Raw genomic sequence first — 16,440 nt, 5'->3', positions numbered from 1 at the left:
GCAACGACGTGCAGCGCCCGCGCAGTAGCCGATCAGTTCAGCGCTTGGTGCGGATGGGGACCTGCATTTCCTCGGGCTTGATCTCCCGCACCAACTCCGGCACGCCCCAAGGGAACGCCGGGTCCACCTTGATGCGGAAGTGGTACATCGACTGCATCGCCTGGTGGTCTTCCGCGCGGAAGGTCATCTTTCCCTTGGGCGTGTCAAAGCTCATGCCTTCCATGGTCTTGATGAGCTTGTTGGTCGTCGTGTCGCCGCTGGTCTTCTTCAGCGCTTCCACAAGGGCAATGCCGGCACTCATGCCACCTGCAGTGAAGAAGTCCGGCGGGGTCTTGTATTGCTTGTAGTGGTTGGCCACCAGCCACTCGTTGACCGGGTTCTTCGGGATGCCGAAGTAGTAGTAGGTGGCGCCCTCCATGCCCGGGAACTGCTTGTAGGCCGTCATGGCCGGCAGGATGTTGCCGCCCGAGCCGACGCCGATGCCGTAGCGCTTCTGCAGGTCCAGCGCGGCCAGCGCGCCGAAGGGCGTGGTGGCACCGGCCCACACCACCGCGATGACCTTGGGGCCCGGCTTGTCCTTCAGCGAATCGACGAGGCGCTGGATGCCGGCGGTGAAGTCGGTCGTGGCCGTGGGCAGGTATTCCTCGTGGACGATCTTGGCCTTCTTCAGTGCTTCCTTGTAGGCCTTCACGGCGTCACGGCCGAAGGCGTAGTCCTGCGCCAGCACGCCGATGTTCAGGCCGGCGATGTCCGATGCGACGGCGTTGCCAATCGCGTCTTGCGACGAGTTGCGGCCGGTGCGGAAGATGTACTTGTTCCACTTGTCGCCGGTGATGGAGTCGGCGACGGCGGGCTCCACCAGCAGGATCTTCTTGTACTCCTCCGCCACGGGCAGCATGGCCAGCGCCACGCCGCTGGAAGAGGGGCCGACGGCGATGTCGGCCTTGTCGTCGCCATAGGCGGCGGCCAGCAGGCTCTTGCCCACGTCGGGCTTGCCCTGGTCGTCCTTCTCGATGATGACGAGCTTCTTGCCGGCGACGGTCATGGTGCCGCCGGTGGCGTAGTCCAAACCCATCATCAGCCCGATCTGGGTCTGCTTGCCGTAGGCCTCCAGCGGGCCGGTCTTGCTGTAGACGTGGGCGATGCGGATCTCGTTGCCGGCGGCCAGCGTCAGGCCGGGCAGGGCAGCCGCCGTGAGGGCGGCGGCGAGGGCAAGGCGGCGCGTCAAAACGGACGTGGGGCGCATGAGGCGTGTCTCCTGAAGTTCGTCGGGTCTGCTCTGTCGGCAGACGGTGTCTTCCCTTTTTGCAAGGGCCGTGCCCGGCGGGGAAGGGGGCGCCGGGACGGTTTTCGTGCGGGTTGTCCCGTGGTTTTGGGGCCGGTCAGGCCCCCGCGAGACGGTGCGAGTGTCTGAAATTCAGGCGTTGTCCGGAAGCTGGACTTCCAGGTCCGGCCAACGTGCCAGCCGTTCGTACAACGACGCCCGCGAGATCTGCAGCAACCGGGCGGCGGCCATGCGGTTGCCGCCCGTGGCTTGCAGTGCGCGGCGGATGGCGTCGCGCTCCAGGGCTTCGATCAGCTCGGGCAGCGGGGCCACGGCTTGGGCGGTGGTCACGGCTGGGGGCGTGGGGGTGGGGGCCGGAGCGGCGTCGGGTGGCGTGTCCGCCGCCACGGGCAAGGCCGCTTCGCCCTGGAAATGTGCCGCCGTCAGCTGCATGTCGTCGCTCATCAGGCTGACCTGCTCCAGCGTGTTGCGCAGTTCGCGGATGTTGCCGGGCCAGGGCTGGCGCATCAGCCACTCGATGGCGTCGGGGCTGAGCAGCTTTTGCGGCATGCCGCTGCGGCGGGCGATGTCTTCGCCCAGGGCCTCGGCCAGGGCCTCGATGTCGTCCAGCCGCTCCTTCAAGGCCGGCACGCGGATGGGCAGCACGTTGAGGCGGTAGTACAGGTCAGCGCGGAAGCTGCCGGCGGCCACCATGGCGGCCAGGTCGCGGCTGGTGGCGGCAATCACGCGCACGTCCACGCGCATGACCGTGTTGCTGCCCAGCGGCTCCACCTCCTGCTCCTGCAGCACGCGCAGCAGCTTGGATTGAAGGGCGAGCGGCATGTCGCCGATTTCGTCCAGGAACAGCGTGCCGCCGTCGGCCAGCTTGAACTTGCCGTCGCGGCCCTTGCGCTCGGCGCCCGTGTAGGCGCCCGGTGCAACGCCAAAGAACTCGGCCTCCAGCAGCGTCTCCGGCACGGCGGCGATGTTGACGCTGACCAGGGGCCGGTGCGCGCGCTTGGACGCCGAGTGGATGGCATGGGCCAGCAGCTCCTTGCCGGTGCCGGTCTCGCCCAGCAGCAGCACGGTGGAGTCGGTCTGGGCGACGCGGCGGGCCTGGCGCTTCACCTCCAGCGCCGCGGGGCTGGCGCCGATGAAGCTGGCGATCGTGTACTTGGGCCGGCGCTGGGCGGCGAGCTGGCGCCGCGTGTCTTCCAGCTCCTGCTGCAGCCGGCCGAACTTCTGGATCAGCGGCTGCATGGTGGTTTCGGGGTGGTCCAGCAGCACCAGGCCCAGCGCGCCGATCACCTCGCCAGCGTCGTTGCGCAGCGGCAGGCGGCTCACCAGAAAGGTGCCGGCCTTGTTGGTGAGCAGGTCCACCAGCACGGGCTTACCGGTTTCCAGCACCTGCAGCATCTGCGTGTTGGGCACCACGTCTTCCACGCGCTTGCCGACGAACTCGTGCTCGTCGTTGAAGCCCAGCGCCGGCAGGAAGCGCTTGTAGCCATCGCTGATCCACACCACGCGGTGGTGGCGGTCCACCACCATCATCCCTTCGCTCGAGCGGGCCAGCACGTCGAACATCGACTGCGCGGCCAGGCGCAGCAGACCGTCGACGTCCTGCGGGATGTCGAGGGCGGGCGGTGTCTGGTTTTTGGACAGCGGCATGGCCGGCGCAATGTACCGCGCACCGAGCCGGTCCTGAAGAGGAAAAGGGCGTCCCGCCGGGTCGCCCTGGAACGCCGCAGCGGTCACGTCAGAACTTCAAGGTGCCGCCCACCGTGAACGTGCGTGGCGGGCCGTAGAAGGCGTCCAGCACGCCGAGCGCGGCGATGTTGTAGCCGTCCGTCTTGTAGGCCTTGTTGGTGAGGTTGCTGCCTTGCAGGAAGAAGCTCAGCTTGGCGTCCTTCTCCCAAATCACGCCGGCGTTCACCAGCGTGTAGCCGTCTTGCGCGAGGGCCTCCGACAGGTCGGTCGTGGGGTAGACCTTGCTGCGGTGCGTGAGGCCCAGGCGCGAGCGCAGCGTGCCCACCGACAGCTTGGTGTTGTGCTCCAGGTTCAGGCTGGCCTGGAACTTGGGCGTGTTGGTGAACTTCTTCTGGTCGGCCACGTTGACGTTGCGGTCGATGTACTCGTCGTACTTGGCGTCCAGCGTGGCGAGGTTGCCGCTGATGCGCCAGGCCGGCGTGGGCGTCCACAGGAACTCCACCTCGGCGCCGTTCACCGTGGCCTTGCCAGCGTTGGTGAAGTCGCCGAAGAAGCCGGGCTGGCCGGTGGCCGTGGTGTAGCTCGTGAACACCGACAGCTGCACGTTCTTGTACTTGTTGTGGAACACGGCGGTGTTCAGCTCCAGCCGGCCGCCGTCCAGAATCATCTTGGCGCCCAGTTCCAGCGAGTCGAGCTTTTCGTCCTCGAAGGGCTTGCTGGACGACGGGAACGACACCGTGTTGGCGCGGATGTTGTAGCCGCCGCTCTTGAAGCCGCGCGAGGCGGTGGTGTAGAGCTTCACCTCCTTGCTGGCCTTGTATTCCAGGGACAGGCGCGGCGAGGTGTTGGTGACCGAGCGGCTCTTGTCGAAGTTGGCCGGCACGGCAATCGGCGTGCCGCTGAACTGGTCGTTCGAGTAGGCCTGGTTCAACACCACGGCGCGCTTGGTTTCGTCGGTGTAGCGCAGGCCGGTGCTGACGCTGAACTGCGGCGTCAGGCGCCAGCTCCAGTCGCCGAACAGCGCCTTGCCTTCGGTGTAGACCTGCCCGTTGGTGGTGCCGAAGCTCAGGTTGAAGAAGTTGTTGCGCACGGTGCCGCCGGCGCGGCCGTCGAAGTAGTAGGCGCCGATCACGCCGGAGCTGTTCGTGCCCTCGTAGGCGGCCTGCAGCTCGTGGCTGGTCGAGCTGTCGTGGTACTCGGCGCGCACGTCGGCGATCTTGTTGGGCAGGCCGTCGAAGTCGATGGCGGTGTTGGTGTCCGAAGCCCGGTGGGCCAGGATGTACTTCAGGCTCCAGTCGCTGCTGACGCCCCAGTTCAGCGTCAGCGATTCGCCTTCGCTGCTCGTCTTGTTGGCGTTGGGCATGCCGCTGGCAATGTCGTAACGGCCGGTGGTGGCGGGGGTCTTGGCGGGGTCGAACGGGCTCACGTTCAGGCGCTGGAAGCCGCGCATGTGCGAGGCGTCTTGCGTGCGGTCCACCGACACCTGGGCGTTGAAGCTGGAGCCCGTGGGGAACCAGCCCATGGAGACGCGGCCGCTGGTGGTGTTCTGGTCGCTCACCGCGCTGCCGTCCGTCAGGTTCTTGCCGTAGCCGTCGCGGTTCAGGCTGGCGCCGGCGATGCGAAAGCGCAGCTGGCCATCCGCCACCGCCGTGCCCACGCCGCCCTTGGCCGTGACCTGGCCGTAGTTGCCCACCGCCAGCGTCACCTGGCCTTCGGTCTGCGTGGGCAGCGGCTTGGAGACGTACTTCACCGCGCCGCCAATCGTGTTCTTGCCGTACAGCGTGCCCTGCGGGCCGCGCAGCACTTCCACGCGCTGCACGTCGTACACGTCCAGCAGCGCGCCCTGCGGGCGGGCGATGTAGACGTCGTCAAAGTAGATGCCCACGCCCGGGTCCACACCCCACAACGGGTCGGCCTGACCCACGCCGCGGATGAAGGTGGTGATGGTGGTGTTGCTGCCGCGGGCGGCGTAGATGGTCAGGTTGGGCACCTGGCCTTGCAGGTCGCCCAGGTCCTTGATGGCCAGCTTGTCCAGCTGCTCGGCGGTCAGCGCCGTCACGGCCACCGGCACGTCCTGCAGCGACTCCTCCCGCTTGCGGGCCGTGACCTTCACGGTTTCCAGCGTGGCCACCGTGGGCTCGGCGGCCGGCGCGGTTTGCGCGGCGGCGGGCAGCGCCGCGGCGCTCAGCAGGGCGAGAACGGCAAAGTGCAGGCGCGAAGGCGCCGGTTGGCGTCGGGGCATGGCTTGTCTCCTGGTTGGATGTATTTGGGGTGCCAGCGCCCTTCAGCGCAAAAGCCATGCCCGCGCCAACTCGGGGCAAGTTACAGACAAACCCTTGCGAGCAAACCCGCGTTTTCGCGTGGGCGCAGCCCCGGGCTGTCTGGATTCCATGCGATGCGGCCGTCACGCGTCGTCTGCTTTTCAGACAGCGCCCTGGCTCGTGCAAGGCCAAGGCGGCAGGGCTATCCTGCGCCGCGGCCCCGATTGGGCCGGCACTTCACCCCTTCAGGAGACCTCGATGCGCCCTTCCTTGATCGCCCTGACCCTGGCTGCCGCCTGCGCCGCACCCGCCTGGGCCGCCGGCCCGCAGCTCAAGGGCCAGGCGCCCGGCTGGTACCGCCTGCAACTGGGCGGCTTCGAGATCACCGCGCTGTCGGACGGCACCATCAACCTGCCCGTCGACAAGCTCCTGCAGCAGCCGGCCGCCAACACGCTGCGTGCGTTGCAGCACGCCTACCTCGGCGTGCCGCTGGAAACCTCGGTGAACGCCTACCTCGTCAACACCGGCAGCAAAGTCGTGCTGGTGGATACCGGCACTGCCGGCCTCTTCGGCCCCACGGCCGGCCGCGTGCTGGCCAACCTGCAGGCCTCGGGCTACAAGCCCGAGCAGGTGGACGAGATCGTCATCACCCACATGCACGGCGACCACATTGGCGGCGCCTCCAGCGCGGCCTTCCCCAACGCCACGCTGCGCATCGACCAGCGCGACAGCGACTTCTGGCTCAGCGCCGAGCAACTCGCCAAGGGCGGTGACAACGCCAAGGCCATCGCCGCGCTGGTCAAGGGCTTTGCCGACGCCGGCCGCTTCAAGCCCTTCGAGGGCCGCAAGGACGGCGTGGAGATCGTGCCCGGCGTCAAGGCCTTCCCGGCCTACGGTCACACCCCGGGCCACAGCAACTTCGTGGCCGAAAGCCAGGGCCAGAAGATGATGTTCTGGGGCGACCTGATGCACGTGGCCGCGGTGCAGTTCCCGGACCCGGCGGTGACCGTGCAGTTCGACAGCGACCCCAATGTCGCCCGCCCCGCCCGCGAAGCCGCCTACGCCGCGGCGGCGAAGGACGGCTACTACGTGGCCGTGACCCACGTGTCCTTCCCCGGCATCGGCCGCCTGCGGGTGGACGGCAAGGGCTACGACTGGCTGCCGGTGAACTACTCCACCAACCGCTGACCGGTCGCCGGGCCCACGGCCCGTTCAGGGCCCGATGGGAATGAACACCGTGGCCGGATCGCCGGTTTGCACCACGGCCATCAGGCCGTCGGGCGACAGCGCCATGCGACCGTTCTTGGCGCCGTTGCTGTAGTTCGTGGAGCTGAAGGTCAGGGTCTTGAGCAGCGTGCCGTCCACGGCGTGGATTTCCACGTAGTTCTTGTCGTCCGTGTAGTTGGTGCCCAGGCACACCACCCGGCCGTCGCTGGCGACCTTGATGTTGTTCACGTACAGGTTCTGGTTGCCCGGCAGGCCGCCGATGTAGCGCATCGTGGTCGGGTCCACCGAGGTGCACTCGTACGGCGGGCCGTCACCCAGGTAGAGGCGGCTGCCGTCCGGGCTCACCGCCACGTCGCGGTCGTACACGTTGGTGGAGCCGGTGGCGCGCCGGGTGACCATGAACGCGCCACCCGACATGTCGGTGTAGTCCACCTCGAAGGCGTAGGTGGTGGACGGCGCGCCGCCCACGCCCTGCGTGAACACGCGCGTGCCGTCGGCGCTAGCGGCCATCAGGCCCGAGATGCCGGTGTTGCCGCCCACGCTGCGGCCGTTGGCATAGGCCGTGCCGTCGCCCACAAGCACCACGTCCACGCCGTTGGGCCGAATGGCCAGCACCGTGCTGAAACTGGTGACGGGGTAGGTGAGTGGCCAGCTGGCCACCTTGCTGTTGTTGCTGAGCTGGATCACCGACATCGACTTGTTCGCCGTGTCCAGCGCGTACAGCCAGTTGCCATCGGCCGACACGGTCATGGCGCCAAGCGCCGCCCCCATGCCGCTGAGGGTGGCAACCTTTTGCGCGGTGTGCAGGTGGTACACGTCCAGGGTCGAGCCGCCGTTGTGCAGGTAGACGTAGGGCCGGATCGGGTCGCCGACCAGGTGGCTGTAGTTCAGCGGCAGCTTCTGGATGGCGCTCACGCTGCTGCCCTTCCACAGCCCCACCCGCACCGTGGCGGACGCCACGCCGGCGGTGCCGGTGGCAATCGTCACGGTGGCGTAGCTCATGGTGTTGGCAGGCAGGGAGGCGGCGTCGGCACTCAGCGTGAGGCTGCTGGGCGCACCGGTGGCCGCCGTGGTGCCGTTGGGCGTCACCGCCAGCCAGCGTTGGTCGGAGGTCGCCGTCCAGGCCAGGGCTGCGCCGTAGTTGTCGGTCACGGTGAGCGTGCGGCTCAGCACGTTGCCCGCCGTCGATGCCGTGAGCCCCACGCCCCATTGCGAGGGCAGCAGGCGGCGCTGGTCGGCGTTGAGGTTGACGGTCAGGGGCCAGGTGGCGCGGTCGCCATTCACGGTGGCGGTCACGTTGACCGTGGTGGACACCGAGCCGGGCGTGACGGCACCGATCACCGGGGCCAGCGTGACCGTGGCTCCGCTGCCGCTCACCGTGCCGATGGCCGTGGGGCTGCGCAGCCAGGCCGGCAGGCTCGACAGCGCAAACGGCCAGCTGTTGGTGCCCGTGTTGAGCGTGAGGGTGGTGGACTGGCCGCTCACCATGTCGCGGCCCTTGGCGCCACCCAGCGTCAGCGCAGTCGCGGGCGCCGACAGCAAAGGCGCTGTGAGCGTGAGGTTGGTGGTGACGGTTTTGTCCGCCAAGCCGGCCGACGACAGCACCACGTTGGCGCTGTAGCGGCCGCTGGCCAGGGCGCCCACGCTGGGGTTGGGCTGCAGCGTCAGGGTGGACGGCGTGGTGCCGCTCAACGGCGTAGCCACAAGCCAGGGCTGCGAGACGGCGGCCGTCCAGGGCGTGGGCACGTCGTTGTCGATGGCAAATCCCAGCGGTTGCGCCGCAATGGGTGCGCCGTTCACGGCTGCAAAGCTGGGCACGCCCGAGGTGAGCGTGAAAGCGGCTGGCAACACCGCCAGGCTGAAAGGCACCGAGGCGGTCTGGCCGTCGCTGGATGTGACCAGCACGCTGCCGGTGTAGCTGCCTTGCGCCAGCGCCGGTGTGGTGTAGCCCACGCTGAAGCTGCCGTTGCCCGTGCCGCTGCCGCTGGTGATCTTGAGCCACGGCGTGGTGGTGGTGGCCGTCCAGGTGGCGCCGCCGCCCTTCACGTTGATGGACACCGTGGTGTTGAGCTGGCCGCCACGGTGCACCGTGCTGGTGGTGGTCGTGGCGGGGCTGGCGCTCAGCGGGCCGGGCGTGACGTTGATGTCATACGGCAGCGGCACGGGCGAGCCCGGAATCTGCACGGCGCAGCCCGAGTCCTTGCACAGCTGAACCTGGAAGGTGCCCTGGTAGCGCCCCTGGCTCAGGGACGGCGAGGTGTGCAGGGTGACTGACTGCGTGTTGGCGTTGACCGCGGTGAGCGACACGGCGGGCGTCAGCACCTGCTGTGGGTCCACGATGAAGGCGTAGATCGCGCCCGTGAACTGGGACGGGTCGGTGGCCGTGGCGCGCAGTGTGAGCGTGGCCGACGCGCCCGCGGCCACGTTGGCCGTGGCGGTGGTGGGCGAAAACGTCAGCGCGCTGGCCGCGCCGCCGCCCGACCCGCCCCCTCCGGTGGAGCCACCGCCCCCGCCGCCACAGCCGCTCAGCAGTGCCGTCAGCGCCAGGGCGCCCAGCATGGCCAAGATGGAACGCATCCGCTTCTCCCGCTTCATCTGGTTTTGAAAAAACCGCGGATGCTATCGGGGCGCGGGGCCGGTGGTGGATGGGCGCTGCTGGCGCCGTGCCCCCGTTTCAAGGGGCCAGACGGCTGGCGGTCAGCTTCAGGGCTTCACGCGCACCACCTTGCCGTGCGCTTCCAGCACCAGGTACAGCAGGCCGTCCGGCCCTTCGCGCACATCGCGCATGCGGCCGGCGTCGGGGAACAGGCGCTCTTGCTCCACCGGGCGGTTGCTGGCGTCCAGCTTCACGCGCTCCAGGTGGCCGAACTTCAGTGAGCCGATGAAGAAGCTGCCCTGCCAGGCCGCGCCGTACTTGTCGCTCTTCAGGCGCGCCAGCCCGGCCGGGGCGATGGACGGCACCCACTTCACTACCGGCTGCTCCATGCCCGCCTTGGCGGCGATGCCGTCGCCGATCTTGCCGCCACCGTAGTTCTCGCCGTAGGTGATGACGGGCCAGCCGTAGTTCAGCTTCGGGCTGATGAGGTTGAGCTCGTCGCCGCCCTGCGGGCCGTGTTCGTGCTCCCACAGGCGCCCTTGCGCGTCCACGATCAAGCCCTGCGAGTTGCGGTGGCCGTAGCTCCAGATCTCGGGCAGGGCGCCGGGCGTGCTCACGAACGGGTTGTCGCTCGGCACGCTGCCGTCCTTGTTCACGCGCACGACCTTGCCCAGGTGGTTGTCCAGCGTCTGCGCCTGCTGCATGCCCTTGTAGCGCTCGCCCAGGCTCAGGAAGAGCTTGCCGTCCGGCGCCTCGGCGATGCGGCAGCCAAAGTGGTGCTTGCTGTCCATCTTCGGAACCTGGCTGAAGATCACCTTCACGTCAGTCAGCCGCTTGGTGTCGGCGCTCAGCTTGGCGCTGGCCAGCGCGGTGCTGTTGGTCTTCTTGTCGGCGCTGGGCTCGGCAAAGCAGAAGTAGATCGTGCGGTTGCGGGCGAAGTCGCTGTCCAGCTGCACATCCAGCAGCCCGCCCTGGCCCTCGGCCACGACAGCGGGCACGCCGGCAATCGGCGCGCTGGGCTTGCCGCCCGGTTTGGCCGTTCGCAGCGTGCCGTCACGCTCGGTGATCAGCAGTTCGCCGCCGGGCAGAAAAGCCACGGCCCACGGCGTTTTGAGTCCGTCGACGACGGTTTCCAGTTCGGGGGCGGCCTGGGCCGCAGCGGTGGTCAGGGCCGCGACGGCAGCCACGGCGACGCGAGCGGCTTGCGTGGCCAATGGGGAGCGGAGGTGCTTGGGCATGGGTGAAGCGGGTGGGTGAAGCAGCGGGGAGTGGCGGCAGGGAATGGGGGGGCGTGTGACGCGCCAAGCGCGAGATCATCGCAGCGGCCCTGAATCCGCGCCTGCGCGCCGATGCGAAACCAGTTGCAACCCAGGGCTGCTTTGGGCGGGGGAACCTGCTGCAATCGGGGCCCCTTTTCACTCCCCTGTTGCGCCATGTCCCGTTGTGCCTTGCGGTTTCGTCCGGTGGTTGCCCTCGCCAGCCTGTTCGCGTTCGCTCACGTGGGGGCGGCGCCGGTCATTGAGGTCAAGCCCGGCCTGTGGGCGACCGACACCGAGATCTGGATCAACGGCCAGTCCATGCGGGCCAGCCTGCAGGCGCTGAAGGCCCGCGTGCGCGATCGCTTGAGCGAGGCCCAGCGGGCCGAGCTGGACCGGGTGCAGTCGGGCGAGCAGCAAAGTTGCCTCGCCCCGGCGCAGTCGCGCATCGACCTGGCCCGCTACCTGGAGTCGTCCCTGGGCCACACCGGGCCGTGGACCTGTGAGGTCACGCCCAGCCAACTCGACGCCGGCCAAGCCGCGGGCCGCTACGCCTGCCGCACCAGCGGCGGTGGGCGCACGCAGGGCACGTTCTCGGCCACCTACGGCCCCACGCGCTACACGCTGGAACTGAACGGGCGCGGCAACGCGGTGGACGGCCGCAACGGCCAGGCCATCGGCGGCGGGCTGGAGGTGGAGCAGCGCCTGCTGTCCAACGGCCGCTGGGTGGGCGAGCGCTGCTGAGCGCGCTCCGCCGCTGCCCCGCAGCCGGCGAGGCGAAAAAAAACCGGCCTGGGGCCGGTTGGCGCTCATGCGCGGAGGGTCAGCGGGCGCGGCGGTTGCGGCGCAGGGCCAGCAGGGCCAGGCCTGCGGCACCCACCAGCGCGATGCTGGACGGCTCCGGCACGGCGTTGTTGACGTTCAGCGAGATGTTGTCGATGGCGAACTGGGCGGGGCCGGTGTAGTTGCCGGGAATGACTTCCGTGAACTGCAGGCGGTAGTTGCCGGCGCCCAGTGCGTTGAGCTTGGCGGCGACGTCCAGGCTGATGTCGTGCAGCGTCCAGGTGGTGGAGCTTTGGGGCAGCACGAAGGCATACAGGTTGGCCAGGGCCGCACTGCCAGCGGCGTTCATCACGTCCACGCTGAACGTGCGGTTGGTGCCGCTGTAAGTGGCTTGCGTGCCGAACGTGAAACCCAGCAGGGCGCTGCTGAGGTTGCCCGTCAGCGAGAAGCCCTGCGACAACGTGAAGTTGCCGCCGCTGCCGTCAAAGCCGTTGAAGGCGCTGTAGCCGGCGATGGGCGTCGCGGGCGTGCCGAAGTAGTTGGCAGCCTGGTTGCGCACATACCAGGCAGGTTGGCCGCTGGTGGAGTTGGCGATGGCGGCGTTGCGGCCGTCGCCGAATGAGGCCTGGAAGGGAGAGGTTTGGGTAGACGACGCCGTCCAGCCCGAGAAGTTGCCGGTTTCGAAGTTGCCGTTGACCAGCACTTCGTGGGCCGAGGCGGAGGCCAGCAGGCCCACCGACAGAGACATTGCGAGGCCGAGGCGGCCGAGGGTCGTTTGCATTGTTTTGTTGGGGATGGAGTGGAAGCGAGGCGCATGCTAGGTGCGCGCCAAAGCAGGACCGAGCCCCAAAGGCCCCACACCCGAGGGTGTCCCACGAACCGTTCGTGACGGAATGCCTGCCCTGTGGCCCCCGGCAACACCGGGGGGCGGGCGCACTCTGACGGCAGCGGTGGGGCGTCAGCCTTCCATCCGCTGCTGGAAGACCAGGCCCGCGTGCTCGCGCAGCGCGTGGAACTTGATGCGGGGCCCGTGCTCCGGCACGGCGCGCAGTGCGCCGGCGTACTCCAGCAGCACGGTGGGCGAGTGACGTCTGGACGGAGGCGTCCTGGATGCCTCGCCCCCGACCCAGTTTGTCTCTAGCCTGGCGAGCGCGGCGCTGCTGGAGGCGAGGTCGGTGGCCGTCGCTGCACCAGCAGGCAGGGCGGTGCCATCTTCGTGGCCTTGACGCCGGTTGCTCCCATCTGCGTGGTCAGCCCCCGGCACGGGCCCGGAAAATCAGTTGAATCTCAGTCCGCGGGGCCGAAGTCGCGCATGCGCACCAGGCCGCCGCTGCTGCTCATGGCCAGGTAGCCGCCGGTGACGGCGCGCACCGGGGCGTACATCACATAGGCCACGGGGTTGCCCGCCGTGAGCTGCATCACGCTGCGCTTGTCACTGGAGAGGAACCAGCGGTCCCCGCGGTCCACCTCGCCACTGCCGAAGTCGTAGGTGATGCGGCCGTCGGCGTGCAGGATCTGCGGGTAGCTGTTGTAGCGCGCCCCGGCGGGGTCGGCGCTGCCGATGCCCGTCTGGTAGCTGGTGACCCACCGGCGTGCCGCCCCGGCGGTGGTGAAGGTCGGCACGGGGCCGCCCTTGGCCACCAGGCGCAGGTTGGCGCGCGTGGGCGTACCGCTCTCCAGATATTCGGTCAGCCAGTACTCCATGCCCGGCTCGGGGCCGTTGCCCAGCCGGGTGTAGCGGAAGGTGGTCTCGGTGCCGGACAGCACCCAGCGGCCGTCGGTGAGCTGGCCCTTGTAGCCGGGCAGGTTGGGCGTGCCGTCGGTGACCACCGCCTGCAGGCTGCACATGCACTGCGCCACGCCGGCGCTCGACGCCAGGTCGATGCCGGCCCAGGTCGTGCCGACTGCGAAGTCTTCCAGGCGCAGCGGCTGTCGGTCGCGCTCCACGTCGTAGCTGACGACCGGCGCCCAAACCGTGTAGCCCGCAACGGGGCAGAAGGCGGTGGTGGCCGGGCAGTCGGCCAGCCAGCGGGTCATCAGCTGGCGGCTGGCTTGGCCATCGATACCGCGCACCTGCTTGTACTGCTGCGCGTACACCCGGTACTGGCCGTCCATCAGCACGGGGCTGGCCAAGGTGATGGTGAGCGTATTGCCCGCCGTGGCCCAGCTGGCGTTGATGGCCGTGTTGGTGGAGAAGGTCCAGACGATGCCGGTGGCACTGCCGTCGGCGCGCAGGTCGAATACCGAGCCCGTGGGCATCACGACGTTGCTGCTGCCCTCGTACAGGGCGGCCAGCCTGCTGCCGGTCGCGGCGACCGTGGGCGCCGCAGCCGCGGCGACCTGGGCCAGCGTCTTCTCGACGAGGGCGGGGTAGGTGACGGAGCCGCCGACCCACTGCTGGTTGAAGGCCGCCAGGGCGGCGGGGCTGGCTGCCAGCTCGGTGGCTGTGGTCGCGCCCGAGGGCAAGGTCGCACTGTCCTCGTACGCATGCCGCAGCAGCGTCGTGATGTCCAGCAGGTCGTTGGGGTCCTGTGCGGCGGCAGCGGCCTTCAGCTCGCTCGTGGTCGCGGGCTGCAGGCCGCGTTGCTTGAGCAGGCCGTGGCGGGCGGTGCTCAGCGCGTCGAGCACAAGGGCCGGCCACTGCGTGGCGTTGATGCGTGTGCCAGCTTGGGCGTAGAGGCTGCCCGCATCGCCCACGAGGCTGGTGCGCGTGTACGCGGCGCGCACGCCGGATTCCTTGGCGGTCAGCGTGATCAAGGCGCCCGGTTTGCCCGTCTTGACCGAGAGCTTGTAGGCCCCGGCGTCGTCCGCGTTGACCTTGACGGTGGCGTCACCCACCTGGGCGGTGACTTCGGTCAGCGAGTTGATGCCCGGCACGGTGCCGCTGAGCTCGATCTCGGCCTCGACGTTCACCTTGACGGTGGCGGTGCTGTTGGCGGCGCCCACATCGGCCCGGTAGGTGAACTGATCGTCGCCGAAGAAGCCGACGTCGGGCGTGTATTGCAGGCTGCTGCCCTGCACGACGACCTTGCCGTGCGCCGGCGCCGTGGCCACGCTGAGGGTGGCGGTGCCGCCCGTCACGGTGTCATTGCCGCTCACGGCCAGTACGGCGGCGGCGCCTGCCGGCACGGTGTACTGGTCGTCCAGCGCCGTCACCGTCGGCGCCGGTGGCGCAGGGGGCGGTGCAGACCCGCCGGATCCGCCGCCGCAACCCGCCACCAATGCGAGGGCGAGCGAGGCGAGCCCCTGTCGATGATCCGTCTTCATGGGTTTCATTCGTTGGAATCTGTGCTGCCTCAGTTGATCGGCCCGAGGTCACGCAGGCGGACCAGATACGTCGTCCCGTCGCTATAGGTACTGGGCGATACCAGCGCCAGGTAGCTGCCGGATGGCGCAGCGACCAGTCGGTAGCGATAGATGAAGCCATCTTCTGTAAGCCTTGTGACCTCGCGGCCGTCGCCCGACAGCGTCCAGGTGGAGGTGGCATAGGGCTTGCCGTTGTAGTGGTCGATCGAGATGACTTTGCCATCGGCCTGCCACCATGATTCGTTCCCTGACCAATGCAGAGGATCGTGCTGCTGGGGCAGGTTAGGCGCGAACCAGCGCCGGGTGGCCGAGGTCGCGTTCAGCGTCACGTCGGCCGCCTTCACAACCGGTATGAGCTTCGCCTTCACGCGCGTGCCGTTCTGTTCCAGCTCCACCAGCCAGAGCTCGAGCCCGTCGGCATCCTGGCGCAAGCGGGTGTAGCGATGGGTCAGGTTGCCCGCCCGCAGCAGCAATTGGCCCTCAACAAGTTGCCCTGTGAAGCCGGGCAGCTCCAGCGCCGCGCCGAAGCTCACTTCGCGCGCGCGGCACAAGCACAGGGCCGTGCTCGCGTCAGCCTCTGCGATCAAGCCGGCCCAACGTTGCGAGGCAGCAAAGTCCTCAGCCCGCAGCGGCAGCCGGTCGCGCTCGAGATCGAAACTCGTGTACGGCCTCCAGCCCAACGTGTAGCCCACGCAGGCGGGGGACATGCGCGCGCAGTTGGGGTCAACGTCCGCGTCCAGCATCAACTGCGCGCTGGGCTGGTCGTCCGTGCCGCGGACGCTCCGCAGCCGGTACTCCGGGTACCAGATGACGGAGCCCGCCGGCGGGCGCGGGCCATCCAGCTTCACGCGCAGGGTGTCGCCGTCCCGGGTCCATCGGCCTGGATAGACCGTGGCCGAGTCGTAGGCCTGCACGGTGGCCTGGCCATCGGGCGCCAAGCTGAAAAGACGCTGCGCAATGATCAGTCGCCGCCCGGTGGACGCCACGGTCGGTGCCTCGGCGGCAGCAAAGGCATCGGCGGTGGGGGAGAGATAGACCTTGGAACCAGCCTGCCAAAGGTAAGGCGTGCCGGCCAGGGCTGTTGCGCTGCGCAGGTAATCCAGCGTCGTGCCCATGCCCGCCGGCAGGGCGCCGTTTTCCTCGAAGAGGTGCCGCAACTGCATGACGAGGTTGAACAGGTCGTCCGGATCCTGCCTGCGCAGGGCCGCGCGCAGACCCGTGCCGTTGGTGGGCATGCCGGTCTGCAGCAGCAGGCCGTAGCGGGCGGTGGTCAAGACGTCGAGCCGCAGGCTGGGCCATTGTGTGTCGTCCAGGCGCGGGCTGTTCCGTGCGAACAGGGTGCCGAAGTCGCTCACGGCACTGGCCATGGCCAAGCGAGCCTCGGCGGCCGTGCCCTGGCTGGTCAGCGTGACGAGGCTGTCGGCGCGTGCGCTCTTGATCTGGACGAGATAGCGGCCGCCGGCATCGACGCTGGCCTTGAACTGACGGTCGCCGACCTGGGCGATGACGTCGGTCGGCGTCGTCGGCGCCGGCTTGAGGCTGCCGCTCAAGGTCAGCTCGGCCTCGACGGTCAGCTTGACGGTGGCGGTGCTGCTCGCCGCACCCACGTCCACGCGGTAGCTGAACTGGTCGGTGCCATAGAAGCCAGCATCCGGCGCGTAGCGCAGCGTGGTGCCCTGCACCGTCACCTGGCCGTGCGCCGGGTTCGTGGCAACGCTGACCGTCGCGGTGCCGCCCGTGACCGAATCATTCACCAGCACCGCCAGGTCGGACGGCGTTCCGGCCGGCAGCGTGAAGGGGTCGTCCACAGCTTGCACGGTGGGCGCCGGCGGCGGCGCGGGCGCCGGGGCGCTGCTGCCGCCACCACCGCAGGCGGTCACGAACGCCGCCAGGCACATCGCGGCCACTGTGGCGGCACGGGGCACGCCCGCGGGCGTTGACGAATGAAACTGCACGTGGCTCTCCCTGAACCTGGACCTAACGCCCCGCTTGGGTGGCGGGCGGACTGTATCGAAGGTTCAGGGCGGCGACGGAGGTTGG

At 68.9% G+C, this 16,440-nt stretch carries 10 protein-coding genes; 2 read left to right on the top strand and 8 right to left on the bottom strand.

The window, feature by feature from the left end; genetic code table 11:
• Positions 1–37: 37 nt before the first annotated feature.
• The 3 genes from ACG01O_RS16665 to ACG01O_RS16655 form a co-directional block, all read right to left on the bottom strand.
• Entirely contained in the window at positions 38–1,246 is a 1,209-nt protein-coding gene (locus tag ACG01O_RS16665; protein ID WP_394386298.1) for a substrate-binding domain-containing protein, read from the bottom strand.
• A gap of 171 nt (positions 1,247–1,417) precedes the next feature.
• Positions 1,418–2,932 (bottom strand): sigma-54 interaction domain-containing protein, encoded by a 1,515-nt coding sequence (locus ACG01O_RS16660; protein WP_394386296.1) that lies wholly within the window; start codon positions 2,930–2,932, stop codon positions 1,418–1,420.
• Between the two features lie 88 nt (positions 2,933–3,020).
• Positions 3,021–5,213, bottom strand: coding sequence for a TonB-dependent receptor (locus ACG01O_RS16655; protein ID WP_394386294.1), 2,193 nt, complete (start codon positions 5,211–5,213; stop codon positions 3,021–3,023).
• A gap of 277 nt (positions 5,214–5,490) precedes the next feature.
• On the opposite strand from ACG01O_RS16655, the gene ACG01O_RS16650 reads away from it, so the two are divergent.
• Complete coding sequence (locus ACG01O_RS16650; protein WP_394386292.1) at positions 5,491–6,420, top strand: MBL fold metallo-hydrolase; 930 nt, start codon at positions 5,491–5,493, stop codon at positions 6,418–6,420.
• A 24-nt stretch (positions 6,421–6,444) separates the two neighbouring features.
• On the opposite strand, the gene ACG01O_RS16645 is transcribed toward ACG01O_RS16650, so the two are convergent.
• The gene (locus ACG01O_RS16645; RefSeq protein WP_394386290.1) at positions 6,445–9,036 is read right to left on the bottom strand and encodes a BACON domain-containing protein; all 2,592 of its coding nucleotides are present in this window, start codon (positions 9,034–9,036) and stop codon (positions 6,445–6,447) included.
• Positions 9,037–9,162: 126 nt separating this feature from the next.
• Positions 9,163–10,293 (bottom strand): PQQ-dependent sugar dehydrogenase, encoded by a 1,131-nt coding sequence (locus ACG01O_RS16640; RefSeq protein ID WP_394386288.1) that lies wholly within the window; start codon positions 10,291–10,293, stop codon positions 9,163–9,165.
• Between the two features lie 195 nt (positions 10,294–10,488).
• Between ACG01O_RS16640 and ACG01O_RS16635 the strand changes: the two genes are divergently transcribed.
• A complete protein-coding gene (locus ACG01O_RS16635) occupies positions 10,489–11,055 on the top strand; it encodes a DUF3617 domain-containing protein (protein ID WP_394386286.1) in 567 nt (188 codons plus the stop codon).
• Positions 11,056–11,134: 79 nt separating this feature from the next.
• Here ACG01O_RS16635 and ACG01O_RS16630 read toward each other — a convergent pair whose 3' ends face one another.
• From ACG01O_RS16630 to ACG01O_RS16620, 3 genes are all read right to left on the bottom strand, one after another.
• The gene (locus ACG01O_RS16630) at positions 11,135–11,875 is read right to left on the bottom strand and encodes a PEP-CTERM sorting domain-containing protein (RefSeq protein WP_394386284.1); all 741 of its coding nucleotides are present in this window, start codon (positions 11,873–11,875) and stop codon (positions 11,135–11,137) included.
• A gap of 506 nt (positions 11,876–12,381) precedes the next feature.
• Positions 12,382–14,361, bottom strand: a complete 1,980-nt coding sequence (locus ACG01O_RS16625; RefSeq protein WP_394386282.1) for an Ig-like domain-containing protein — start codon at positions 14,359–14,361, stop codon at positions 12,382–12,384.
• 29 nt (positions 14,362–14,390) lie between these two features.
• Positions 14,391–16,298: an Ig-like domain-containing protein gene (locus ACG01O_RS16620; RefSeq protein ID WP_394386355.1), complete on the bottom strand. Its 1,908-nt coding sequence runs from the start codon at positions 16,296–16,298 to the stop codon at positions 14,391–14,393.
• Between the last annotated feature and the right edge of the window lie 142 nt (positions 16,299–16,440).

This window comes from Pelomonas baiyunensis (assembly GCF_043555935.1).
GTDB lineage: Bacteria > Pseudomonadota > Gammaproteobacteria > Burkholderiales > Burkholderiaceae_C > Pelomonas > Pelomonas baiyunensis.
This window is presented reverse-complemented; position numbering and strand designations above follow the sequence as displayed.